We start from the raw sequence: 21,458 nt of genomic DNA on the forward strand, positions 1-21,458 counted from the left end.
CCGTAGTCACAAACGCAGTACGTGGGAGGTGGGGCGGATGCCGGCAGCCAACTCGGTGCAGGTCCTGTACATCAGGCACGGCGAGAGCGAGGCGAACCTCGCCCGGCAGTTCTCGTTCAAGTCCTGCGACCCGCCACTCACCGAGCAGGGCCGCGCCCAGGCCGACGCGCTGACCACGGCGCTCCGCCACCTCGGCCAGCCGTTCCATCATGAGATCGTCTGCTCGCCACAGCTGCCCGCCGAGCAGACCGCGACCGTACTCGCCACCGGCCTCGGCCTTGCCGTCGTACGAGACGAGCGGTTGCGCGACATCGACGTCGGCATCCTCGACGGGCGTTCGGACCAGCGCGCGTGGGACGCCTACACCGAGATCCAACGCCGTTGGTCCGCAGGCGAGGCGTCCAGGCGGTTCCCGGAGGGCGAGAACTTCCGCAGCCTCCTCCAACGCCTGCGCGCCGCGCTTCTCGACGCTGCCGCGGCGCCTGGTAGGACGCCCGGTTACGGATACGGCGACCCGCCGCCCGTCGTCCTGGTCGTCGGGCATGCCGCAGGTTTCCGTTGTGTGCTGTCGCAGCTCATCAACAACGTCGCCGACGCGTATCCCCACGAGGACATGCCGTTCGCTTCCGTCTCGGCGCTTTCGGCCAGACCCGTCCTGCGCCCGAGCGGCATCCGCCTCGAGCACTGGGGCCTGGTTTCAGGCGAGCTCAGTCAGCTAGAACCGCAGGATCCTTTCGGTTTGTAAGGCGTACGGACGGCGCCACCAGCGACGCCAGGCACAACGCGCTCGCCACGGTCGTCAGCGCGATCGCCCCTCGCATGCCGCCCACGGAGTACGAGCCGAGCGCCCAGGCGACCGTCGCCAGCGCCGGCCCGACGCCCAGCCCCAGCTGTCGGGCCGCACTTGTCGACGCCCCCGTCGTTCCCAGTTGGGCCTGTGGAGCAAGGGACATCGCCAGTGTCATGTTCGCGGAGTTGAACAAGCCGGCACCCACACCGGCGATCGCCAGCCGCCACATCAGGTCGGCCGGAGACCACGAATGGCCCAGCGGGACCAGCAACGCCAGCGCGAAAATCACCAGCGAAGCGCCCAGCACAGCGCTACGGCGTGCGCCCCACCGGTCGGCGAGCATTCCGCCGCCGATTCCCACCACGCCGATCGCGATCGGAAACGCCAACAGCGTAAGGCCGGTCCGGGTTGCCGAGATGTGCAGCTCCTGCTGCAGAAAGAACGGTGCGATGAACATCGTTCCGCTGATCGCGGCCGCGTTGGCCAGCAATGCCAGGTGTGGTCGCGCGATCCCAGGCGTACGGAAGAGCCCGCGAACCGCCTGGCTCGCCGGCAGGCGGCGCCAGATCATCAACAACGGAAGGGAAACCAGCACCAGCAGGAGCCACATCGGCTGATGACTGCCGAGTGAGAGCCCGAGCATCAACGCGAACGCCGCGGCGGCCAGCACGGCCGCTTCGCCAAGCCAGGAACGGTCCGGCAGCCGCAGCCCGCGACCGACCGGCAGCTGCGCGAAGCCGATCGCGATGACCGCGATGCTGGCCGGGATGTTGACGTAGAACACCCACGGCCACCCGATCGTGTCGACGAGAACGCCGCCGAGCGCCGGCCCCGTGATGCCGCCCAACGGCCCGATCGTGCCGATGATTCCCATCGCCCGGCCGCGCACCTCGGGACGTACGGCCGTCGCCGCGATCGCGGGTCCGACCGCGAACAACACGGATCCGAAGCCACCTTGGACAACCCGCGCCGCGATCAGCCACTCCGCGCTCTGCGCGGCACCCGCCGCTGCGGAAGCCAGCGCGAAACCAGCGGCACCGAATGCCAGAGCGGGCCGGCGCCCAACCGTGTCGAGCCAGCGCCCGGTCGGCAACAGGAGCGCGATCATCGGCAGGGAGTAACCCAGAACGATCCACTCGGTGACGCTCGGCGGCCTGTCGAAGTCACGACCGATGACCGGCAGCGCCACGCCCACGATCGTGGTGTCGAGTACGGCCATGAAAACGGCGATACCGACGGCTGCCACCAGCCACCAGCGGTTCTTCACCTCGTCCGGCTGATCCGACACGCACGCCTCCCTTGAACTTCACGCCATGTGCAGTTGTTAAAGTACACTCGATGTGTAGTTGACGCCAAACCGACAGCCGGGAACCAGATGACCCAGATCGCAGAGCCGCAGAACGCGCGTAGCAGGCGCACCGCCGACTCACTCCTCGCCACCGCCCGCACACTCATCGAAGAGCAGGGCTTCGAGTCGGTCACGATGGCCGCGGTCGCCGAACGTGCCGGCGTCTCACGCCGTGCGATCTACCTGCACTTCACTTCGCGTACGGATCTGCTGGTGGCGGTCTTCAACCACATCGGCGAACAGGAGGACCTCGCGGGATCGGCGCGGCAGGTCTGGGACGCGCCCGACGCCGTGGCGGCGCTGCGGGAGTTCGCGCATCACATGTCAAGGTTCCACATCAGCGCGCTCGCGGTGTCGCGTGGGATCGAACGCGCACGGCACACCGACGAGCTGGCCGCGCGGATGTGGCGCACCATCCAGCGTAACTGGCGGACGACCACCCGGCGACTGATGCGACGGCTCGACGACGAAGGCGTGCTGGCGCCGTTCTGGACGGTCACCACGGCCACCGACATGTTGTGCGCGCTGATGGCGTTCGAGCTCACCGAGTCGCTGGTGGTCGAACGCGGCTGGTCACGCGCGAAGTACGCCGAGCACCTCGCCGAGCTGTTCTGCTCTACGTTCGTACGAACGTAGAGCCAAGGCGCGGAAAGCCCTTATTTGCTGGACTTTCCGACCGTCAGGTTGAACTCGCGGTAGACCCGCGCCCAGAAGCCGTCGCGCAACCACACACGCGCCTCGGGATAGGGCCGCAATGAGTGGCCGAGCTCCTTCTCCGCCTCGACCAGCAGCTCGACGTCGATCACCGCCGGCAGGATCGGCCCGGGCAGCAGGTCGCGGATGTTGTCGCGGCCGCGCGTGAGGATCCACTTCTGTGCGACGTGCTCGCCGACCTCTTCGACGGTTGGCTTGCTGGGGCCGAGCTTGGTGGTTCCGCTCCCGACCGGTTTGGCGTGCAGGGGTTTGGAATGCGGCGTGCGCCCTGCGAACACCTGCGACGGCGTGGGCGGTGCCTGCGCGACCACGGTCGCGGGCACGGGAATCGGATGCGGTGCACGCCGGAAGTATGGCCTCAGGAAATCAGCTGGTAGTACTTCAACGGTGTCGGACTCCCACACCAAACGTTCAGCCTGGTTACTGCCGTAAGAGGGTTCGACGCCCCACAGGTGCATCCGGACGCCGTAGGCCTGCGCCGCCTCCACTGCCGAGACCATGTCTTCGTCTCCGGCCAGCAGCACAGCATCGGTCACGGCGTGGTTTCGGGCCAACGCCTCCAGGTCGCTGCGGATCTGGGCATCGACGCCCTTCTGCTGACCCTGCGCGTTGAGGTTGCCGAGGCGAACCTTCACCATGCTGAGAGCCGCGATCACCCGCTGGTCGACGGTCGGCACCCGGTCACGGGCAGCGTCGTACCAATAGACCCGCAACAGCTCACCGGACAGGCTTTCCTCAGCATGTTTGAGCAATCCCTGGATCAGTTCGTCAGCCGATACGCGGTACTCCTTGCGCTCCTTCGCACCGAACAGCACTTCTCCCGCCGCTGCGTACAAGTAGCCAACATCGACCAGAACCGCGAACTTCACAGCCTTGAGGTCCGGATTTCCCACAGCCTTCACCTCCTGACCTCGAACGTCATCGTCGACCAAAGTGTGGACCAAGTGTGGCATGAGGCTACCCAGTCCGTCGCACATTGGTGACTATCGGTCTCGGATCACCCTTGCAAGTCTTCGACCACCTCACATGCACTGCCTACGGGATCGGCGGCATTGACGTGTCCGGCGACCTGTGCCAGAAGGGATCTGAGCGTTTCCCGCTCGGGTTCGGACAGGGCCGCCAGCACGTGAGTTTCGATCGCACCGAGTCGTCGTTCGAGCGTGTCGAGCAACTCGTGTCCCACATCGGTCGGCAAGATCTGACGATTGCGCCGATCGGTCGGATCGGGCCGGCGCTCGACGAGGCCGGCGCCTTCCAGATCGTCGAGAAGGTACGTCATCACAGTGCGGTCAATGCCGAGTTGCTGCGCCAGCGCCGACTGGCTGCCCTGCAGTCCGCGGCATGCCGACGCGAGCACTTGGTAGCCGCGATGCCCGCCCGGAATGTCGGCGGTCGCAGCTGCCGAGGCCTTGACGTAGGCCCGGAACAGCACGCCGAGCGACCAGCCGAGGTCGTCCTCGAGGAACGGTTGGTTCGACGGTTTGACTGGCGCTGTCATGCACACAGTCTAGTCCAGATCTGCGGTGATCGATATCTTCTGTGCGACAGATCATCTGGATGGCATACTGTCTACATGCCCGACTATGGCCACGACCTCTTGTTCGGCTCCTTCGTCACGCCGGACGCCGATCAACCCGACGCCGTACTCCGGATGGCCGAGCAGACCGAGGCGCTCGGCCTCGACCTGGTCAGCGTTCAGGACCACCCCTACCAGCCCGGGTTCCTCGACACCTGGACGTTGCTCTCCGTCATCGCCGCGCGTACGAACCGCGTCACTGTGCTACCCAACGTCGCCAACCTGCCGCTGCGGCCGCCGGCCGTGCTGGCTCGCAGTGCCGCCAGCCTCGACATCCTGAGCGGTGGGCGGGTCGAGCTGGGCCTCGGCGCGGGAGGCTTCGCCGACGCGATCGCGTCGATGGGCGGGCCGCGGCGCAGCCCGGCCGAGTCGGTCGAGGCGCTCGAGGAGGCGATCGCGGTGATTCGCTCGCTGTGGACGCCGGGGCGCGGCGTGCGGTTCTCGGGCTCGCACTATCAGCTCGGCGGCGCTCGACCGGGGCCGTTTCCGGTGCACCCGATCGGGATCTGGGTCGGTTCATACAAGCCGCGCATGCTGTCGCTCACCGGTCGGTTGGCCGACGGGTGGCTGCCCAGCAGTCCGTACGCGGCGCCGGAGGAGCTCGGCGCGATGAACCAGCGGATCGACGAGGGCGCCGAGGCGGCCGGGCGGTCGGCTGCCGACGTACGCAGGCTCTACAACATCGTCGGACGATTCGACGGTGACGGGCGGGCGTTCCTGGAAGGCCCGCCGAAGATCTGGGTCGAGCAGCTGGCCGAGCTGGCGCTGACCGAGGGCATCAGCGGGTTCCTGATGATGGCACCGCTTGGCGGTGAGCGCGAGCTCGCGATGTTCGCCGAGGAGGTCGCGCCTGGCGTACGCGAGCTGGTCGCGCAGGAGCGCTCGATCGGTGGTGGCAGTGGTGGCGGCGACGGTGGCGCGGCGGGCGCGTCTCCTGTCGTACTGACGGAGCCCGCGGCCGAGCCCGCCGACGACAACGGCCTGGGCGTCCAGCCGACGCCGGACGACGGGCAGCGGCTCACGACCACGCGGCTCTGGGACGAGTCGGAGCGCCCGGCCGGGCCGGAGTTCGACCCGTCGACGGTCTACACCGAGGCCGGGCGGGCGTCGAGCCGGCAGCTGATCGGCATCCACGACCACCTGCGTCAGGAGCTGACCCAGATCCGCGACCTCGTACAACAGGTCATGGACGGCTCGCTGGACGTCGGCAGCGCTCGTTCGATGATCAACACGATGACGATGCGGCAGAACAACTGGACGCTCGGGGCGTACTGCGAGAGCTACTGCCGGCTGGTCACGATGCACCACACCGCAGAGGACAGGATGCTGTTCCCGCAGCTGCGGCGCAACGACCCGCTGCTCGCGCCGGTCGTCGCGCGGCTCGAGGAGGAGCATCACGTGATCGCCGACGTACTGGAACGGGTCGACGCGGCGCTGGTCGGCGTCGTCAGCAAGCCGGACGGGCTCGCGGAGCTGCGGCACGCGGTCGACCTGCTGACCGACACGTTGCTGTCGCACCTGTCGTATGAGGAGCGGGAGCTGGTCGAGCCGCTGGCCAGGCTGCCGTTGCGGATCTAGCTCGTTCGCGGAGCTGGGCTGGGGTTGCTCGGCCTGCGTGATCTCCTGCTGTGGAAGGGGATTCGCCAGCGTGGCAGCCGCCGGCTGCGACGCGATCCGTGGCGTTGCGAAGCGCTTCGACCAGGCCGCCACGCCGGTCCGGCGGGGCTGTCGGTGGGCTACGCAAGGATGGTCGCCATGACAGACGTAGTGATTCCCCGGCTCGGTGTCCCGTTCGTGCCGACCTTGGCTCCTGAACGCCTGCCCGCGATCGCCCGCGCTGTCGAGGAGAGCGGCCTCGACGAGTTGTGGGTGTGGGAGGACTGTTTCAAGGAGAGCGGGGTCGCGGCGGCGGCGGTCGCGCTGTCGGTGACGTCGCGGATCCGGGTCGGGATCGGGCTGCTGCCGGCACCGTTGCGCGCGGTGAGCCTCACCGCGATGGAGATCGCCACGCTCGACCGGATCTTCCCCGAGCGCCTCGCCACGGGGATCGGACACGGCGTGCAGTCGTGGATGGCGCAGGTCGGCGGCCGGGCCGAGTCGCCGATGACGTTGCTGCGCGAATACTTCACGGCGTTGCGTCGGCTGCTGGCCGGCGAGAAGGTCTCCGTGCAGGGTCGCTACGTCAAGCTCGACGAGGTGCAGCTCGACTGGCCGCCGGCGTCGCCTCCCCCTTTGCTGAGCGGCGGGCAGGGGCCGAAGACGCTGGCCTTGTCGGCTGAGCTCGCCGACGGCACGCTGCTGGCTGCCTTCAACGAGGAAGGCGTTCGCGAGGCCAGCGAGGTGGTCAAGGGCGTCCGCTCACGACTGGGCTCCACGCCGCACGAGATCCTGGCCGGCCAGATCGCTGCGACGGGTGCGGGTGCGCAGGAACGGGTCGACACGGAGATTCCGAAGTGGGGCGGCACGCCGGGTCCGGGCGCGGGTGTCGCCGGTGACGCGGAGGCGATCGCCGGGATGATCCGGCGGCTCGCGGGCTTCGGAGCCACAACGGTCACGATCCAGCCGACGGAGGACGAGCCCGACCTCGAGGGTTTCATCCACTTCCTCGGGCAGGAGGTGCGGCCGTTGCTCGGATAAACCCTGCCCTCATATTCAAGTTAAGTCATCGGCCGCGGCGAATACAAGACTTGTATTTGCGTTTTTTGGCTCGGACAATTTCGTGCCATGACGACTGCCGCGTGGGATCCGTTCGCCACTATTCGCAACACGCTCTGGATTGGAGGTGCGCAATGGGCCGGTAAATCGACGGTCGCGAATGTGCTGGCCGAGAAATGCGGTATTACCGCCTACCATCATGATTACCACAACGCCCGTTCGCACTATGCACGGTGGGTCGAGAAGCGCGCCCGGGCAGGCGAGCCGTTCGCCGACCCCGACTTCGAGTGGATGTGGGTCACGCGTACGCCTGAGGAGATGGCCGACGAGCTGATCACCGAGCACTTCCCGCAGGCGTTCGAATGGATCCTGGACGACCTGCGCGCGCTGCAGTCCGGGCGCCCGATCCTCGCCGAGGGGTGGGGGCTGCGGCCCGAAGTCGTCGCTCCCCTGGTCGACTCGCCGCGCCGGATGGTCGTGATGGTGCCGACGGAGGAGTTCCAGCGGCATCAGGAACGCACGCTGGACCGGGCAGGCGCGCTCGGAGCTCCCGGCTTGAGCGATCCCGAACGCGGACAGCGCAACCGGATCGCGCGCGACCGGTTGGTCGGTGAGCAGGCGGTGGAGTCCGCGCGCTCGCTCGGAATTCGCGTGATCTCGGTCGATGGATCGCTCGACGCCGCCGGTGTAGCCGGGCTTGTCGCTGACCACTTCGAGCCGTACCTCGTGTGACCTTTGCGGCGCATTGTCTGGCACGCAGAAGGGCTGGTACTGCGCAGGCGCTGCCGGTTGTGACGGTTCGGCAGCGCCCGCTCAGCTGGCACCTGCCCCAGTGCTCGCTCAGCTCTGGGGCTGGGTCTCCGTCGTCGTCGCCGTCGATCGGAGGGTTTCTGGCTGGGGTGCGGTCAAGGGCTTGGACAGTACGAACTCCGGGCGGCCGTCGGGCATTTGCTGGGCGCCATGGCCGGCATCGGTGAAGCCGTGGCGGTGGTAGAGGGCGATCGCAGGCTCGTTGCCCTCGGCCACGGCCAGCTCGAGCGCCGTGGCTCCGGTTTCGCGGGCCCAGCGTTCTACTTCGCGGATCAGCAGGTCTGCTACGCCGAGGCCGCGGGCGGAGCGGTCGACGTACATCGACAGGAGTTCGGCGACCCCCTCGGACTCACCCGGCGCGCCGCTCGCCATGCCCACGGGCTTGCCGTCCACGAACACCAGGAGGTTGTGGGAGCCGGCCATGCTGAGCCGCCCACGCCAGCGGTCTTCGCGGTCGCCGTCGCCTTGCCAGTCGGCCAGCTTGCCGCCGAACGCGTACGGCGCGTCGGCGAGTGCGACCAGCCTGAGGGTGCGCCAGTCGGCCCAGTCGTCAGGTGTGAGTACCCGAAGCTCCATTTTCCCTGCCATCATGCCTGGATGTTCCCGAATGTCTCGCTGCACACCGTGGCTCCCGACAATCATTCCGTGATCGAGCGGCTGTGGGAGTTCTACTGCCACGACCTGTCGGAGTTCCGCGGCACGCCGCTGCAGCCCGACGGTACGTTCGGCGTCGGCAGGTTGCCACTGTTTTTCGACAGCCCGGACCGGCGCGCCTATCTCGCGCGAGACGAGAAGGAGCGGCCGATCGGCTTCGTACTCATCCGCGGGCTGACCCAAGAGGACCGGATGGTGATCGGCGAGTTCTTCGTCGTCCGCTCGGTACGCCGGCAGGGCGTAGGGCACCAGGTCGCGCTCAGCATGTTCGAGCGGCATCCGGGCCGGTGGGCGATCCCGTTCCAGGAGGAGAACGCGGGTGCCGCGAAGTTCTGGCGCCGGGTGGCGACGGCCGTCGCAGGCAACGACTGGGAAGAGGAGGCGCGGCCAGTACCCGGCAGGCCCGACCTCACTCCCGACATCTGGATCCTGCTGGACGCCAAGGGCTGATCCGGAAGAAGAAGAAAACGGCCGCCCCAACCCCAGAAGGGATCGGTGCGGCCGTATCAGTGCGCTCCCGCGACTGGACTCGAACCAGTAACCTGCCGGTTAACAGCCGGACGCTCTGCCAATTGAGCTACGCGGGATCGGCGGATCAACTGAACCGGCGACAAGGGTAGCAGGACCCCGCGCGAGGCCGTACGGACCCGGGTCAGTTCGCGAACGCGCCGTACTCCCGCAGGATCGACAGCGCCTCCGGCTCGCTCGCGAACGCCTTGCGAACGTCCTCGTCGTCGACGATCCGGTGGGCGTTGGCGTCGATGTACGCGCGGATCAGCTGGTCCCACTTGGCGGGGCCGACCGCCTGCCGCGCCTTCAGCAGCATCGCCGCGCCCTGGCGGTAGACGCCCGGGCCGTACAGCGCCCGGTGCGAAGCCTCGGCGTACCACTCCATCGACTCGCCCACCCGGTCGCGTACCGGCGGCGGTGCGAGGAACGACAGGCGCGCGGTGTCGGTGCCGTTGACCAGCACCTCGGCGTACTCCGCGAACGACTCGTCGAGCCACGGGTCGCGCGCCTGGTTGTTGCCCACCAGACCGTAGAACCACATGTGCGCGACCTCGTGCGGCACCAGCTCGGCGAACTGCTTCGGGTCGACGTCGCCGAACTGGATCGCGCCGGGGAACTCGATGCCGCTGCCGATGTCCGGCACGACCGTGATCCAGAGATCGTCGTACGGGAACGGGCCGAAGCGGGCAGCCAGCCTGGTCACCGCTCGTTCGGTCTCGTCGGCCCAGACCGAAGCCGGGAAGCGGGCGTCGGCCCGGGCGGCGACGTGCAGGCGGGTGGTGCCGATCGTGCGTTCCTCGACCTTGAACCGGCCGACGGACACAGTGACGTCGCGGACGGCGGGCGCGGAGAAGCGGTGCTCGGTCGTGCCCGCCTTCGGGCCGGGCTGCTCGCCGAGCGACTTGCCGGTGCCGAACACCGTGTCCGCGCTCGGCGCGATCACGCGCAACTCGGCCAGCTGGAACTCCTCGCTGGTCACGGTCTCGCCGAGCAGGTCGACGGCGGGATCCGTGGCCCAGCCGTGGCCGCGTTCCCAGGCGAGCAGGGGGTACGCGGTGGCGAGCCAGGCGGTGAGGTCGCCCGTCGAGTAGCCGACGCGCTCGGGCGTGTCGGCGCCGAGCCGCAGCGCGAAGTCGAGCTCGATCGAGAGCTTCTGGCCGGCCTTCGCGCAGGTGGCGAGTGGTACGCGCACCAGCGTGCCGGGCTCCCCCTCCGGCGCCCCACCCGCCTCGATCCGCGGCGTCGCCGCCTTCCCGTCGACGGTCACCTGCCCCACATCGAGCCGATTGCCGGACGCGGCGGTCTCGGGCTTGTTGGGCCACGCCCGGAACACCAGCTCGCACGTACGGGCGTCGGGCCGGAACGTGACACTCTCATGGCCGGTGACGAGCTGGCGGTCAGCGGGTACGTCGAAGCAGAGCTTGACAACCGGCCGGTCCTTCCACGGCAGCGCCCGCACCGGCGCCCGCACCGGCGCCCGCTCCGCCCCCACACCGGTGCCAGCAGCAGTGGCTGATGCAGCAGCAGCTGCTGCGGCGGCAGAGGCTGAGGTGGCCGGGCGAGTAGCAGCGGCCGGGTTAGCAGCAGCGGCGGAGGCCGAAGCGGCAGCGGCACCCGGGCTGGCGGCAGCAGCGCCCGCAGCAATAGCCGAAGTGGCAGCCAAAGCAGCAGCGGAGGCCGAGGCGACGGCAGAAGCCGCGGCGCTGGCCAAGTCAGCAGCGACAGCCAGGTCGGCCGTGCCCGCTGCGATGGCTGAGGCAACAGCCGAAGGCGCAGCGGCAGGGCTGGCAGCCGAAGCAGTGGGGGCCACGCGTGCCGCCGTGGGGCGGGCGGGGGCGCCGGTCATCGTTGCGGAGCCGGCGGCTGGCGATTGAGGGATGGCGGTAGCGCCGCTCGCCGCCCCCGCGGGCGCGGCGAGACCACCGGCGGCTGAGAGGTCGGTGCCCGAACGTGGGGTGCGACCGGGCTGGAGATAGTTGATCTTGCTTGACGCGCTCCCACCCCCGCTCGTCGAACATGCGGAGTCGCCGGCGGCGGCCGAAGGGCTCGGCTCGGGAGACGGTGACGTCGTCGCACGAGGGGGCGTTGTCGGCAGGTCGTCGCTGTCGAGGTCGGGGGTGCAGCCGGCGACCAGGACCGACGCGAGCACGAGGAGGCCCGTGAGAGCCGCCAACGGCTGGCGGGCTCGGGAAGGGAAGGTCACAGCTCGACCTCACCCCGCACGGCCGCCAAGGCCTGTTCGGCCGCGGACAGCACCGCGGGGTCGGACGGGTCGACGCCCTCGTCGAAGAGCATGGACCAGGTGAGCTCCTCCGCGGTACCCGGTGGGCGCCGCGCAACCACGCGTACGCCACGAGAGCCCACCAGTGGCACGTGCTGGGAGATGATCACGCTCGCCGTCACCCGCTCGCGGATCAGCCGCAGCAGGCGCTCGGAGTGCTCCAGTCGCAGCACCCGCACATCCGAAGGCTCACCGAACGGCGCCAGCCGCGTGAGCCGCAGGATGTCGGCCTCGTGATCCCACTCACCGCGCTCGACCTGTTCCCACGGGATCCGCTCATACGAAGCAGAAGCGGAAGCGGAAGAAGTGTCACCCTCAGGCACATGCAGAGCACGGTCGGTCGCGACGATCCAGCGGCCGTGCACGTCAGGTGACGAGACGAGTACGCGTTCGTGACGAACGAGCGAAAGCCGCTCGCGAACCGAGCGTGGGAGCCGGTGAGAACTCAGTCTGGAGAGCACGACGTAAACGGTATCTCCCACTCCCCCACGAGGCTGGGCTTCTCAGGCCGTGTGCGACGTTGCACAACCCCAACCCTGTGGGGAAGTGGGAGGGTCTACCGAGCCTCGCGATCAAGCGAGGTACTCACGTAGCGCAGGAGCGAATGTACCGCCCCGCAGCTTCGCGAGTGTCTTGGCCTCGATCTGGCGAACCCGCTCGCGCGTGACGCCAAATCGCCGACCCACTTCTTCCAGTGTATGGATCTGACCATCGGTCAGGCCATATCGCATCTGTACAACGTACCTCTCACGCTCCCCGAGCTGCGCAAGGGCACTGTCGATATGCGACTTCATCAGCGTCGATGCCACCGCTTCGAGCGGTGCCACCGCGTCCAGATCCTCGATCACGTCGCCGAGTTCGGAGGCTTCCATCTCTCCGATCGGCGTGTGCAGCGAGACCGGCTCGCGGGCCAGCTTGATCAACTCGCTCACCCGTTCCGGCTCCAGACCCACCAACGCCGCCACCTCCTCGGTGGACGGGTCGCGCCCGAGGTCCTGGAACAGCTGCCGCTGGGTGCGCAGCACGCGGTTGATCGCGTCCACGACGTGCACCGGCACCCGGATCGAACGGGACTGGTCGGCCAGTGCCCGCGAGATCGCCTGCCGGATCCACCAGGTGGCGTACGTCGAGAACTTGTAGCCCCGGGCGTAGTCGAACTTCTCCACGGCCCGGATCAGCCCGAGGTTGCCTTCCTGGATCAGGTCCAGCAAGGGCAGTCCTCGGCCGGTACAGCGTTTCGCGACCGAGACGACCAGTCGCAGGTTGGCCTCGATCAGCCGGCGCTTGGCTTCGGCGCCTTGGGCGATCAGGGCTTCGAGCTCCGAACGAGTGGCCTCGACCCGGCAGTCGAAAGCGTCGCCGGCCAACTGTCGTTCCGCGAACAACCCCGCTTCGATGCGGCGGGCCAGCTCCACCTCCTCTGCCGCCGTCAGCAGGGGCACTCGCCCGATCTCACGTAGATATTGGCGAACGAGGTCGGGCGCACGTTCGCTGACCTCGTCCAGCTTTGGCACATCGGCATCGGTATGTACGTCTTCGGGCTGCACGTCCCCCAGTGGGACGTCGGCCCCGGTCTCGGCCGTACGTGCTGCTGGGATGCTGATGTCTGGGGCGGCCTCCCCCTGGGGCCTAAAGTCGCCTTCGACGACGACTGCTTGCGTACTCCGGGGTGATGGGACGCCGGCTCCAAGAGCCGCCGTCCCCAACGCGAAGACCGCCACGGCGCGTCTCCTCCCGCCAGGGAACGGTTGGCGAGATCCAGTTTGCCCGCAGTGACATCTCCGTGGGGTCGGTTTCGAAAAGGTCGTCCGATCTTGGAAACATCCTGCCGGAACCAACTGCGGAATGTCCGTATCTGCTATAAGTGCGCGCTGCCGGAATAGCAAGAGCGCCTTCAACCACAAGGCAGAAGGCGCTCTTACCGCAATTGCTTTCCCAGAGTAATCGGGAACGTAAAAAGACTACTCTGAGCTAAACGCGGCGTCGAAACTCGCGGCCGGTGGAGTGATCTCGCAAAGCGCGCGCACGATCGAGAGCGACTCCGGCGCGCCCATCAGGCGGTCCATGCCGGCGTCCTCCCACTCGATCGAGATCGGGCCGTCGTACCCGATCGCGTTGAGCGCGCGGAAGCAGTCCTCCCACGGCACGTCGCCGCGGCCGGTGGAGATGAAGTCCCAGCCCCTGCGCAGGTCGCCCCACGGCAGGTGCGACGACAGGCGGCCGTTGCGGCCGTTGCCGATGCGGCGCTTGGCGTCCTTGCAGTCGACGTGGTAGATCCGGTCCTTGAAGTCGAACAGGAACCCGACCGGGTCGAGGTCCTGCCACACGAAGTGGCTCGGGTCCCAGTTGAGACCGAATCCCGGCCGGTGCCCGATCGCCTCGAGCGTGCGGACCGTCGTCCAGTAGTCGTACGCGATCTCGCTCGGGTGAACTTCGTGCGCGAAGCGAACACCAACTTCGTCGAACACGTCGATGATCGGATTCCAGCGATTCGCGAAATCCTCATATCCGGCATCCACGAGTTCTTCCGAAGCCGGCGGGAACATCGCGACGTACTTCCAGATCGCGGATCCGGTGAAACCGATCACCGTGTTCACGCCCAACTTCGCCGCGGCGCGGGCGGTGTTCTTGATTTCCTCGGCAGCGCGCTGGCGTACGCCCTCGGGCTCACCGTCGCCCCAGATCCGGGCCGGCAGGATGCCCTTGTGGCGAGCGTCGATCGGGTCGTCGCACACGGCCTGGCCGACCAGGTGGTTGGAGATCGCCCAGACGTTGAGGTTGTACTTGGCGAGCGTTTCCTTCTTACGGTCGATGTAGCTGTCGTCCGAAAGCGCCTTGTCGACCTCGAAGTGATCGCCCCAGCAGGCGATCTCGAGGCCGTCGTAGCCCCACTCGGACGCCAGCCGGCACATCTCCTCGAACGGCAGGTCGGCCCACTGGCCGGTGAACAACGTGACGGGACGCGGCATTCTGCTTCTCTCCTTACCTACGCTCACGCTCAGGATTCGACGGCGGTCCAGCCGGAGCCGGCTTCCGCACTGCGCTCGACGGCGGAAAGCACCAGCTGCACCTGCAGGCCGTCGGCGAAGCTCGGCGCCGGGTCGGTGCCCTCGCCGATCGCGGTCACCAGATCGAACGCCTCGTGGGTGAAGCTGTGCTCCCAGCCGATGATGTGCCCGGCCGGCCACCACGCCGAGAGGTACGGGTGCTCGGCCTCGGTGATCAGGACCCGCCGGAAGCCCTGGACCGTGTTGTCCTCGTCGGCGAGGTAGAGCTCGAGCTCGTTCAGCCGCTCCAGGTCGAAGACCAGCGAGCCCTTCTCACCGTTGAGCTCGATGCGCAGGCCGTTCTTGCGCCCGAGCGCGAACCGGCTGGCCTCGTACGTCGCGATCGTGCCGCCCGACAGCCGGGCCAGGAACAGCGCCGCGTCGTCGACAGTGACCTCGCCGCGCTCGGTGGAGCCGGTGCCACGCAGGCCCTCGGTGGACGCGACCAGCGGACGCTCCTTGATGAACGTCTCGGTCAGCGCGCTCACGCCGGTGATGTGCTGCCCGGTGATGAACTGCGTCAGGTCGACGATGTGCGAGCCGATGTCGCCGAGCGCGCCGGAGCCTGCCTCGTCCTTCTTCAGGCGCCACACCAGCGGGAACTCCGGGTCGGTGATCCAGTCCTGCAGGTAGACCGCGCGGATGTGCCGGATCGCGCCGAGCCTGCCGTCCTGGACGAGCTTGCGGGCGAACGCCGCCGCGGGCACGCGGCGGTAGTTGAAGCCCACCATCGACTTCACGCCCTGGCCGGCCGCCGCCTCGGCCGCGGCGACCATCTGCCGGGCCTCCTCGACGGTGTTGGCCAGCGGCTTCTCGCACAGCACGTGCTTGCCGGCCGACAGCGCGGCGATCGCGACCTCTGCGTGGTTGCCGCCAGGGCTGCAGACGTCGACCAGCCCGATGTCGTCGCGGTCGACCAGTCGCTTCCAGTCGGTTTCGTACGAGCGCCAGCCGAACTTGTCCGCCGCCGCCGACACCTTGTCCTCGCTGCGCCCTGCGATCGCGGCCATGTCGATCGAGTAGGGCAGGTCGAACGCGGAGTTCACCGTGCGCCACGCCTGCGAGTGGGCCTGGCCCATGAAGGCGTAGCCCACCATCCCTACGCCAAGGGTTGGCTTGTCACTCACTACTTCAGCTCCTTACTCCGAGCAGGTGATCCATGGCCAGCTGGTCGAGGCGCTCGAACGCCATGCCGCGCTCGGCCAGCGTGTCGATGTCGGTGGTCTCGGCGCGCAACGTTTCGTACGTCTCGCCCTCGGCAAGCGTGGGCTGCGCGAGCTCGTCGAGCTTCGACACTCGCAGCGCCTCCTGGACCTCCGGGTCGGCGCGGAACGCCGCGGCCTTCGCCTTGAGGATGAGGTAGTTGCGGATGCAGCCGCGCGCGGACTCCCAGACGCCTTCCATGTCCTCGGTACGCGGCGGCTTGAAGTCGAAGTGCCGCGGCCCGTCGTAGCCACCACGCTCGAGGGTGTCGACCGCCCAGAACGCGCCGCGCAGGTTGCCGGCGCCGAAGCGCAGGTCCTGGTCGAAGCGCGGGCCGTGCTGGCCGTTCAGGTCGACGTGGAACAGCTTGCCGTGCCACAGTGCCTGCGCGATGCCGTGCGAGAAGTTGACGCCGGCCATCTCCTCGTGCCCGACCTCGGGGTTGAGGCCGACCCGGTCCTTGCGTTCAAGCGTTTCGATGAACGCAAGAGCGTGGCCGATGGTAGGCAGCAGGATGTCGCCGCGCGGCTCGTTCGGCTTCGGCTCGATCGCGAACCGGATGTCGTAGCCGCGGTCGGCCACGTAGTCGCCGAGGATGTTGAACGCTTCGCGCATCCGTTCCAGCGCCAGCTGGATGTCCTTGGCGCCGCCCGACTCGGCGCCCTCGCGGCCGCCCCAGCAGACGTAGGTCTTCGCGCCCAGCTCGGCCGCCAGGTCGAGGTTGTCCATGACCTTGCGGATGGCGTACCGGCGCACCGCGCGGTCGTTGGCGGTGAAGCCGCCGTCCTTGAAGATGGGGTGACCGAACAGGTTCGTGGTCGCCATCGGGACGATCAGGCCGGTCTCGTCCAGCGCCTTCTTGAAGGAGTTGACGTGCTGGTCGCGCTCGGCGGCGGACGCCTCGAACGGGAACACGTCGTTGTCGTGGAACGTGACGCCGTAGGCGCCGATCTCAGCGAGCTTGTGTACGCCGTATGCCGGGTCCAGCGGTGGACGGACGGCGGTGCCGAACACGTCGACACCCTGCCATCCAACGGTCCACAGGCCGAAAGAGAACTTGTCGTCCTTGGTGGGTGTGTAATCGTTCATCGACGCGCGATCGCCTCTCTCGCCCTCTGCTATTGGGTCCTTCAGTCCATTGCCCAGTCTCGGGCAAACCTATCGGGGGTGGGAGCGTTCACGTCCTACTCCGACCGTCCGTATCCGGACGGACGACCACGCGGCGGAGCCGCACAGTAAATATTGCAACGTGGTAATCCGCCGGTCGCTCTGCCACAAGAGCACTGGGGCACTGAGCTGCGCGGCTGTGTCGCTTGCGGCGGCCGTGACGGCCGTGGGTTCGCCGGCGGCTCCGGCGTCCGGTTCGACTACGGCATGAAGCTGCGGGCCGGTCGCGTGGGCTACCGCCTGCGGCAGGCGTCCGACGGCCGGCTCCGCCGCCTGGCTGTTCACGGCGGCCGCCGTCGAATGCGACAGCCTGTGGGGCAAGGCTGGGTTTACGAGGACGGCGTGCTCGAGCCGAGCGGCGGCTGCCAGGCTAACCCGTCGCCGCGACCCGCGCGGCCTCTGTGGCCTCGCCCGGTACGGATGAGTGCCACCTCCAGCCGGGACTCTGCCGAGGCCGGTCCGGCAGTGCGATCCGGCCGGCGCACCACAGCAGGACGTCGGTCGGCGCTCCGGCCGGGGCGTCCGGGAACAGCCGGGCGATCGCCGGGGCCGCGAGGTCGGCCGGCGGCCGCCAGTCGCTGCCCAGGGCGGCCGTGATGTCCCAGGTGTGCACGAGCCCTTCGGTGATGCCCATCGCGATCCAGCCGGACCGGTCCGCCGTGCCGCACGGATGCCAGGCCCTGAGCTCCGAGTCGGCGTCCGCGGCCGCGGCCCTCAGCAGGCCGGCGCACGCGTCGACCATCCGCAGCACCTGGTCCGGCGCGGCCTCGGGATCGATCCGGGCCTCGGCCGGCACCCAGTCGTGCAGGGGTCCCGCGACGAGCTGGGCGGCCTGGGCGAAGAGAGAGTCGCCGAGGTGGACCGCGGTCTCCCGGCAGGTCCACTCCAGGTCCCGGGCGGGCGTGGACCAGTCCGCGTCGGTGAGTGGGGTGAGCGCGGTCTGGATCTGCGCGGCCGTGGCGGTGATCAGCTCCGGGTCGGCGGCGGGCAACGTGGGATCGGACATGCCGCGCACGCTAGACCGCATTCCGGACGATCGGCTGCCGGAACGGCGGTTGAGCTGCACGCGGCGCGGCCGTTCGCGATGCTCAGCCGAAGCGCAGGTCGGTGACGACGGCGCCGTGGTCGGAGTAGAACGCCCACTCCTTGCCGAGCGGCGTCGCCTGGTGCTCGGGCAGGCGTTCGGTCAGCGCGCGGGAGCCGGCCACCTCGATGCCCGATCCCCTCGCCAGGATGTAGTCGATCCGGCCCGGCGCGGGACCGAAGCCCTCCAGCGGGCTCCACGTCCGCCCCGGTTCGGCGCCGGCGTCGGGGTGGGCGGCGCGGAACGTGTCGACGAAGCCGGCCTCGGTGAACGTCTTGGTCACCGGCCAGTCGAGGACGAGGCCGGCGTGGCCCGGCGCGTTCGCGAACTCCGCACTCCAGTCCAGGTGTGACTGCGTGTTGAGGTCGCCGCCGAGCAGGACGGGTGACGTCGTGTCGGTGCCGAGGTAGCCCGGCAGGATCTCGCTGAGCAGTGTCCGGGCCTGCGCCAGCCGGTGCTCGGCCTCGGTCGCGAGGATCTGCTCGTTGCTCAGCGTGCGCGGCCGCCCGTTCTGCAGCTCGGCGACGGTCTGGCTGGTCGTGGTGAACGCGTTGCCGAGCCAGTGCAGCCAGACCGTGAACGCGTGCAACGTCCGGCCACTCGGCAGGCGCAGCCTGACGCCGCCGAAGTTGAACGACGTCAGCTCGCCGCTTCGTTCGGCGGGGTAGACCTGCTCGATATCGAGCCGGGTGAACAGCCACAGGTTGTCGGTACCCGGCACGGTGTCGGGCTCGCGGGTGAGCTGCACGCCGGTGTAGGGCCTGGCCGCACCGTCGTTCAGCCCGCCGACGATCTGGCCGCCGGAGCCGTACGTCTCGACCATGAACAGGATGTCGGGGTCCTGCGCGCGCAGGAAGCCGATCAGCTGCTCGAGGTTCTCGCCGCCGCCCGGAGCGCCGTCGAGCGTCCCGCTGCGCCAGATGTTGAACGCCATCGCCCGCAGGCTGTCAACTGTCACGTGCGCCGACTGTACCCAACGCCATGTCTGATACCCGCCAGCACGGCAGTCCGGCAGCGGACAGGGTGAAGGCATGACTGCTCTTCAGATCGTTCCCGTTTCCCAGGACACGCTTCGCGAGCTTCGTGAGCGCGGCAAGGACGAGCTCGGCAACCCGCTGACGGTGATCCCCGGCGGGCCGGGCCGGCCGGTGCGCTGCTGCCTGCGCAGATCCACGCCCGAGGACGAGATCGCGCTGATCTCCTACGCGCCGGTACGCCCGGACGCGTTCACCGACCGCACGCTGCCGTACGGCGAGTACGGCCCGATCTTCGTGCACGTCGGCCCCTGTGACGGCTACACGCCCGACGGGCTGTTCCCGCCGGCGTGGCGGGAACACCCGCAGGTGCTGCGTTCGTATGCCGCCGACGGTGAACTCCTCGACGGCGTCGTGACGCGGCCGGAGGACGACCGGATGGCGATCGCGGCGGAGCTGCTGAGCGACCCGAACGTGGAGTTCGTGCACTCCCGGACGATCAGCGTCGGCTGCTACTCGTTCGAGATCCGCCGCGCGGGGTAACCGAACGCGGTGCTGCCGTCAACCGTGCAGGGACTTCCTGGCCTCCGCGTAGGCCGCGCGGATCCGGGTGCCGGCCGCCTCGTCGATGTCGTCGCGTACGACGCTGGTGCCAAGGCTCCACTGCGGCGGCTCGGCGGCTCCGCGCAGTGCCCACGCCGCCTGCCGGGCCGCGCCGAGCGCGACGTACTGCGCCGCCGGAGGCACGGTGACCGGCGCGCCGAACACCGTCGGCGCCGCGGCCTGGACGGCGGCCGACTTCGCGGCGCCGCCAATCAGCAAGACGCGGTTGACGACAATTCCCTGCGCACGAAGGGCATCGAGTCCGTCGGCCAGACCACACAGCATGCCTTCGACCGCGGCACGGGCGAGGTTGTGCGGCGTCATCGCGTCGCGGCGGAGGTTGTGCAGCGATCCGGCGGCGTCGGGGAGGTTGGGCGTGCGCTCGCCGTCGAGGTACGGCAGCAGCACCAGCCCGCCGGCGCCGGGTTCGGCGGCCAGCGCGAGCCGGCTGAACTCCGAGATCGCCGCGCCGAGCATCTCGGCGGTCGAGCTCAGCACGCGGGCGGCGTTGAGCGTGCAGACCAGCGGGAGGTACTTGCCGGTGGCGTCGGCGAACCCCGCGACGTAGCCGGACGCGTCGGCCGACGGCTTGTCGTGGACGGCGAACACCGTGCCGCTGGTACCGAGCGAGACCACGACGTCACCGGGTACGAGGCCGAGCCCGAGCGCGGCGCCCATGTTGTCGCCCGTACCGGCCGAGACCAGGATGCCGTCCTCGGTCTCGCCGGCGGCGTCCGCAGGTCCGAGCACGCGCGGCAGCTTCGGCACGCGGCCGAACGCCAGCTCGAGCAGGTCGGTGCGGTAGTCGCCCGTGGCCGGCGACCAGTAGAGCGTGCCGGACGCGTCACCGCGGTCGGTCGCGGACTGCTCGGGGCGGCCGCACAGCTGCCAGGTGAGGTAGTCGTGCGGGAGCATCACCTGGCCGACGCGGTCGGCGTTGCCGGGCTCGTTCTCGGCGAGCCAGGCGAGCTTGGTGACGGTCATGCTGGCGACCGGAACGCTGCCCGCCGCCTCGGCCCATGCCGCGGGCCCGCCGAGCCATTCGATCAGACTGGCCGCCTGCGGCGCCGAGCGGGTGTCGTTCCACAGCAGAGCCGGGCGTACGACGTTCTGCTCGGCGTCGAGCACGACCATGCCGTGCTGCTGGCCCGCGACACCGATCGCGGCCACGTCGTCGAGCAGGCCGGCCGACGCCTCCCGCAGCGCGTCCCACCAGATCTCGGGTGGGCACTCCGTGCCGTCGGGATGAGCCGCGGTCTGTTCGGCGAGCACCTCGCCGCTGTCGGCGTCGCACACCACGACCTTGCACGACGTCGTCGACGAGTCGACACCTGCAACCTTTGGCACTTGTCCGTAGTCCTTCCTCAGGCGGGCGCCCTCCAGGTGCCATTCAACACGCCAGGGAAGTATTTCCGTAGTTCCGCAAGCAGATTGGTTGGAGTTGGACATGCTGATACGCCATCGTGGACATTCACCATCGATCGATTCGACTGCTTACGTCGCCCCGACGGCGACGCTGGTCGGGGATGTACGGGTCGGGCCACGAGCCCGTGTGATGTACGGCGCGGTGCTGGACGCCGAGGACGAGACGGTGACCGTCGGCGAGAGCGCGATCGTCTGTGAGAACGCGGTGCTGCGAGGCGCCGTGACGCTGGGCGACCACGTCTTCGTGGGGCCGCAGTCGACGCTGCTGGGGTGCAACATCGGGCGCTGCTGCTACCTCGCGACGGGTGTCACGGTGCTGCAGGAGGCCGTGCTGCGCCCAGGCGTCGTCGTCGCGATCGGGGCGGCGGTGCACGCGCGCAGCCTGCTGCCGGAGGAGTTCTTCGTACCGCCGAACAACATCGCGATCGGCGAACGGATCTACGCACCCGGCGACGAACGACTCCCGCAGGCCATCAAGCAGGTGGGCTTCGCCAAGGTCGCCTTCGGCGTCGACCTGGCCTGGGAGGACCGGATCACCCGCTACGAACAAGCCGCCGAAGTGCGCTCCAAGCAGTTCGCCGCCCACGCCGACGACGAGATCATCGACTAGACGCGCG

The 21,458-nt window shown here is 68.8% G+C and carries 21 protein-coding genes and 1 tRNA gene; 8 read left to right on the forward strand and 14 right to left on the reverse strand.

The window, feature by feature from the left end; translation table 11 throughout:
• The first annotated feature begins 37 nt into the window (after nucleotides 1–37).
• The gene (locus ACYVF6_RS04750) at nucleotides 38–745 is read left to right on the forward strand and encodes a histidine phosphatase family protein (protein ID WP_460516093.1); all 708 of its coding nucleotides are present in this window, start codon (nucleotides 38–40) and stop codon (nucleotides 743–745) included.
• Here the strand turns inward: ACYVF6_RS04750 and ACYVF6_RS04755 are convergent.
• Entirely contained in the window at nucleotides 708–2,078 is a 1,371-nt protein-coding gene (locus ACYVF6_RS04755) for an MFS transporter (RefSeq protein ID WP_460516095.1), read from the reverse strand. The two genes, ACYVF6_RS04750 and ACYVF6_RS04755, sit on opposite strands and share 38 nt — an antisense overlap.
• Before the next feature lie 87 nt (nucleotides 2,079–2,165).
• On the opposite strand from ACYVF6_RS04755, the gene ACYVF6_RS04760 reads away from it, so the two are divergent.
• A complete protein-coding gene (locus ACYVF6_RS04760) occupies nucleotides 2,166–2,774 on the forward strand; it encodes a TetR/AcrR family transcriptional regulator (protein ID WP_460516097.1) in 609 nt (202 codons plus the stop codon).
• Nucleotides 2,775–2,794: 20 nt separating this feature from the next.
• On the opposite strand, the gene ACYVF6_RS04765 is transcribed toward ACYVF6_RS04760, so the two are convergent.
• Nucleotides 2,795–3,745 carry an NYN domain-containing protein gene (locus ACYVF6_RS04765; RefSeq protein ID WP_460516100.1) on the reverse strand — a complete coding sequence of 317 codons (951 nt, stop codon included), beginning with the start codon at nucleotides 3,743–3,745 and terminating at the stop codon, nucleotides 2,795–2,797.
• 104 nt (nucleotides 3,746–3,849) lie between these two features.
• Nucleotides 3,850–4,350, reverse strand: a complete 501-nt coding sequence (locus ACYVF6_RS04770) for a MarR family winged helix-turn-helix transcriptional regulator (protein ID WP_460516236.1) — start codon at nucleotides 4,348–4,350, stop codon at nucleotides 3,850–3,852.
• 75 nt (nucleotides 4,351–4,425) lie between these two features.
• Here ACYVF6_RS04770 and ACYVF6_RS04775 point away from each other — a divergent pair, with 75 nt between their 5' ends.
• The 3 genes from ACYVF6_RS04775 (at nucleotide 4,426) to ACYVF6_RS04785 (ending at nucleotide 7,815) form a co-directional block, all read left to right on the forward strand.
• Nucleotides 4,426–6,006, forward strand: a complete 1,581-nt coding sequence (locus ACYVF6_RS04775; protein ID WP_460516103.1) for an LLM class flavin-dependent oxidoreductase — start codon at nucleotides 4,426–4,428, stop codon at nucleotides 6,004–6,006.
• Nucleotides 6,007–6,183: 177 nt separating this feature from the next.
• Entirely contained in the window at nucleotides 6,184–7,065 is an 882-nt protein-coding gene (locus tag ACYVF6_RS04780; protein ID WP_460516106.1) for an LLM class flavin-dependent oxidoreductase, read from the forward strand.
• 87 nt (nucleotides 7,066–7,152) lie between these two features.
• Nucleotides 7,153–7,815, forward strand: coding sequence for a hypothetical protein (locus ACYVF6_RS04785; RefSeq protein ID WP_460516109.1), 663 nt, complete (start codon nucleotides 7,153–7,155; stop codon nucleotides 7,813–7,815).
• Nucleotides 7,816–7,923: 108 nt separating this feature from the next.
• Here the strand turns inward: ACYVF6_RS04785 and ACYVF6_RS04790 are convergent, their stop codons facing one another.
• The gene (locus ACYVF6_RS04790; RefSeq protein WP_460516112.1) at nucleotides 7,924–8,484 is read right to left on the reverse strand and encodes a GNAT family N-acetyltransferase; all 561 of its coding nucleotides are present in this window, start codon (nucleotides 8,482–8,484) and stop codon (nucleotides 7,924–7,926) included.
• Between the two features lie 6 nt (nucleotides 8,485–8,490).
• Between ACYVF6_RS04790 and ACYVF6_RS04795 the strand changes: the two genes are divergently transcribed.
• Nucleotides 8,491–8,997 carry a GNAT family N-acetyltransferase gene (locus ACYVF6_RS04795; protein WP_460516115.1) on the forward strand — a complete coding sequence of 169 codons (507 nt, stop codon included), beginning with the start codon at nucleotides 8,491–8,493 and terminating at the stop codon, nucleotides 8,995–8,997.
• Nucleotides 8,998–9,061: 64 nt separating this feature from the next.
• On the opposite strand, the gene ACYVF6_RS04800 is transcribed toward ACYVF6_RS04795, so the two are convergent.
• The 9 genes from ACYVF6_RS04800 to ACYVF6_RS04840 all read right to left on the reverse strand — a co-directional run bounded on the left by ACYVF6_RS04800 (nucleotide 9,062) and on the right by ACYVF6_RS04840 (nucleotide 18,797).
• A tRNA-Asn gene (locus tag ACYVF6_RS04800) sits at nucleotides 9,062–9,134 on the reverse strand.
• A gap of 65 nt (nucleotides 9,135–9,199) precedes the next feature.
• The gene (locus ACYVF6_RS04805) at nucleotides 9,200–10,528 is read right to left on the reverse strand and encodes a M1 family aminopeptidase (protein ID WP_460516117.1); all 1,329 of its coding nucleotides are present in this window, start codon (nucleotides 10,526–10,528) and stop codon (nucleotides 9,200–9,202) included.
• 728 nt (nucleotides 10,529–11,256) lie between these two features.
• The gene (locus ACYVF6_RS04810; protein ID WP_460516119.1) at nucleotides 11,257–11,799 is read right to left on the reverse strand and encodes a hypothetical protein; all 543 of its coding nucleotides are present in this window, start codon (nucleotides 11,797–11,799) and stop codon (nucleotides 11,257–11,259) included.
• Between the two features lie 111 nt (nucleotides 11,800–11,910).
• Nucleotides 11,911–12,852 carry an RNA polymerase sigma factor gene (locus ACYVF6_RS04815; protein ID WP_460516122.1) on the reverse strand — a complete coding sequence of 314 codons (942 nt, stop codon included), beginning with the start codon at nucleotides 12,850–12,852 and terminating at the stop codon, nucleotides 11,911–11,913.
• A gap of 447 nt (nucleotides 12,853–13,299) precedes the next feature.
• Nucleotides 13,300–14,307 carry a sugar phosphate isomerase/epimerase family protein gene (locus tag ACYVF6_RS04820; RefSeq protein ID WP_460516124.1) on the reverse strand — a complete coding sequence of 336 codons (1,008 nt, stop codon included), beginning with the start codon at nucleotides 14,305–14,307 and terminating at the stop codon, nucleotides 13,300–13,302.
• Nucleotides 14,308–14,336: 29 nt separating this feature from the next.
• Nucleotides 14,337–15,512, reverse strand: coding sequence for a Gfo/Idh/MocA family protein (locus ACYVF6_RS04825; protein WP_460516127.1), 1,176 nt, complete (start codon nucleotides 15,510–15,512; stop codon nucleotides 14,337–14,339).
• 4 nt (nucleotides 15,513–15,516) lie between these two features.
• Nucleotides 15,517–16,677 (reverse strand): apurinic/apyrimidinic endonuclease family protein, encoded by a 1,161-nt coding sequence (gene xylA / locus ACYVF6_RS04830; protein ID WP_460516130.1) that lies wholly within the window; start codon nucleotides 16,675–16,677, stop codon nucleotides 15,517–15,519.
• A gap of 448 nt (nucleotides 16,678–17,125) precedes the next feature.
• Entirely contained in the window at nucleotides 17,126–17,761 is a 636-nt protein-coding gene (locus ACYVF6_RS04835; RefSeq protein ID WP_460516133.1) for a maleylpyruvate isomerase N-terminal domain-containing protein, read from the reverse strand.
• A gap of 82 nt (nucleotides 17,762–17,843) precedes the next feature.
• Nucleotides 17,844–18,797 (reverse strand): endonuclease/exonuclease/phosphatase family protein, encoded by a 954-nt coding sequence (locus ACYVF6_RS04840; RefSeq protein WP_460516135.1) that lies wholly within the window; start codon nucleotides 18,795–18,797, stop codon nucleotides 17,844–17,846.
• 73 nt (nucleotides 18,798–18,870) lie between these two features.
• Between ACYVF6_RS04840 and ACYVF6_RS04845 the strand changes: the two genes are divergently transcribed.
• Entirely contained in the window at nucleotides 18,871–19,356 is a 486-nt protein-coding gene (locus ACYVF6_RS04845; RefSeq protein ID WP_460516138.1) for a DUF1203 domain-containing protein, read from the forward strand.
• Between the two features lie 18 nt (nucleotides 19,357–19,374).
• On the opposite strand, the gene xylB is transcribed toward ACYVF6_RS04845, so the two are convergent.
• Nucleotides 19,375–20,763 (reverse strand): xylulokinase, encoded by a 1,389-nt coding sequence (gene xylB / locus ACYVF6_RS04850; protein ID WP_460516141.1) that lies wholly within the window; start codon nucleotides 20,761–20,763, stop codon nucleotides 19,375–19,377.
• A gap of 100 nt (nucleotides 20,764–20,863) precedes the next feature.
• Between xylB and ACYVF6_RS04855 the strand changes: the two genes are divergently transcribed.
• Nucleotides 20,864–21,451: a gamma carbonic anhydrase family protein gene (locus ACYVF6_RS04855; protein ID WP_460516144.1), complete on the forward strand. Its 588-nt coding sequence runs from the start codon at nucleotides 20,864–20,866 to the stop codon at nucleotides 21,449–21,451.
• Nucleotides 21,452–21,458: the final 7 nt, after the last annotated feature.

This window comes from Flindersiella endophytica (assembly GCF_054779015.1).

What these genes read in the sequence shown, in the direction of transcription:
- ACYVF6_RS04750 (WP_460516093.1), top strand. Translation starts at nt 38, where the DNA reads ATGCCGGCAGCCAACTCGGTGCAGGTCCTGTACATCAGGCACGGCGAG.
- ACYVF6_RS04760 (WP_460516097.1), top strand. Translation starts at nt 2,166, where the DNA reads ATGACCCAGATCGCAGAGCCGCAGAACGCGCGTAGCAGGCGCACCGCC.
- ACYVF6_RS04770 (WP_460516236.1), bottom strand. Translation starts at nt 4,350, where the DNA reads ATGACAGCGCCAGTCAAACCGTCGAACCAACCGTTCCTCGAGGACGAC.
- ACYVF6_RS04775 (WP_460516103.1), top strand. Translation starts at nt 4,426, where the DNA reads ATGCCCGACTATGGCCACGACCTCTTGTTCGGCTCCTTCGTCACGCCG.
- ACYVF6_RS04780 (WP_460516106.1), top strand. Translation starts at nt 6,184, where the DNA reads ATGACAGACGTAGTGATTCCCCGGCTCGGTGTCCCGTTCGTGCCGACC.
- ACYVF6_RS04785 (WP_460516109.1), top strand. Translation starts at nt 7,153, where the DNA reads ATGACGACTGCCGCGTGGGATCCGTTCGCCACTATTCGCAACACGCTC.
- ACYVF6_RS04790 (WP_460516112.1), bottom strand. Translation starts at nt 8,484, where the DNA reads ATGATGGCAGGGAAAATGGAGCTTCGGGTACTCACACCTGACGACTGG.
- ACYVF6_RS04795 (WP_460516115.1), top strand. Translation starts at nt 8,491, where the DNA reads ATGTTCCCGAATGTCTCGCTGCACACCGTGGCTCCCGACAATCATTCC.
- ACYVF6_RS04820 (WP_460516124.1), bottom strand. Translation starts at nt 14,307, where the DNA reads ATGCCGCGTCCCGTCACGTTGTTCACCGGCCAGTGGGCCGACCTGCCG.
- xylA (WP_460516130.1), bottom strand. Translation starts at nt 16,677, where the DNA reads ATGAACGATTACACACCCACCAAGGACGACAAGTTCTCTTTCGGCCTG.
- ACYVF6_RS04835 (WP_460516133.1), bottom strand. Translation starts at nt 17,761, where the DNA reads ATGTCCGATCCCACGTTGCCCGCCGCCGACCCGGAGCTGATCACCGCC.
- ACYVF6_RS04845 (WP_460516138.1), top strand. Translation starts at nt 18,871, where the DNA reads ATGACTGCTCTTCAGATCGTTCCCGTTTCCCAGGACACGCTTCGCGAG.
- ACYVF6_RS04855 (WP_460516144.1), top strand. Translation starts at nt 20,864, where the DNA reads ATGCTGATACGCCATCGTGGACATTCACCATCGATCGATTCGACTGCT.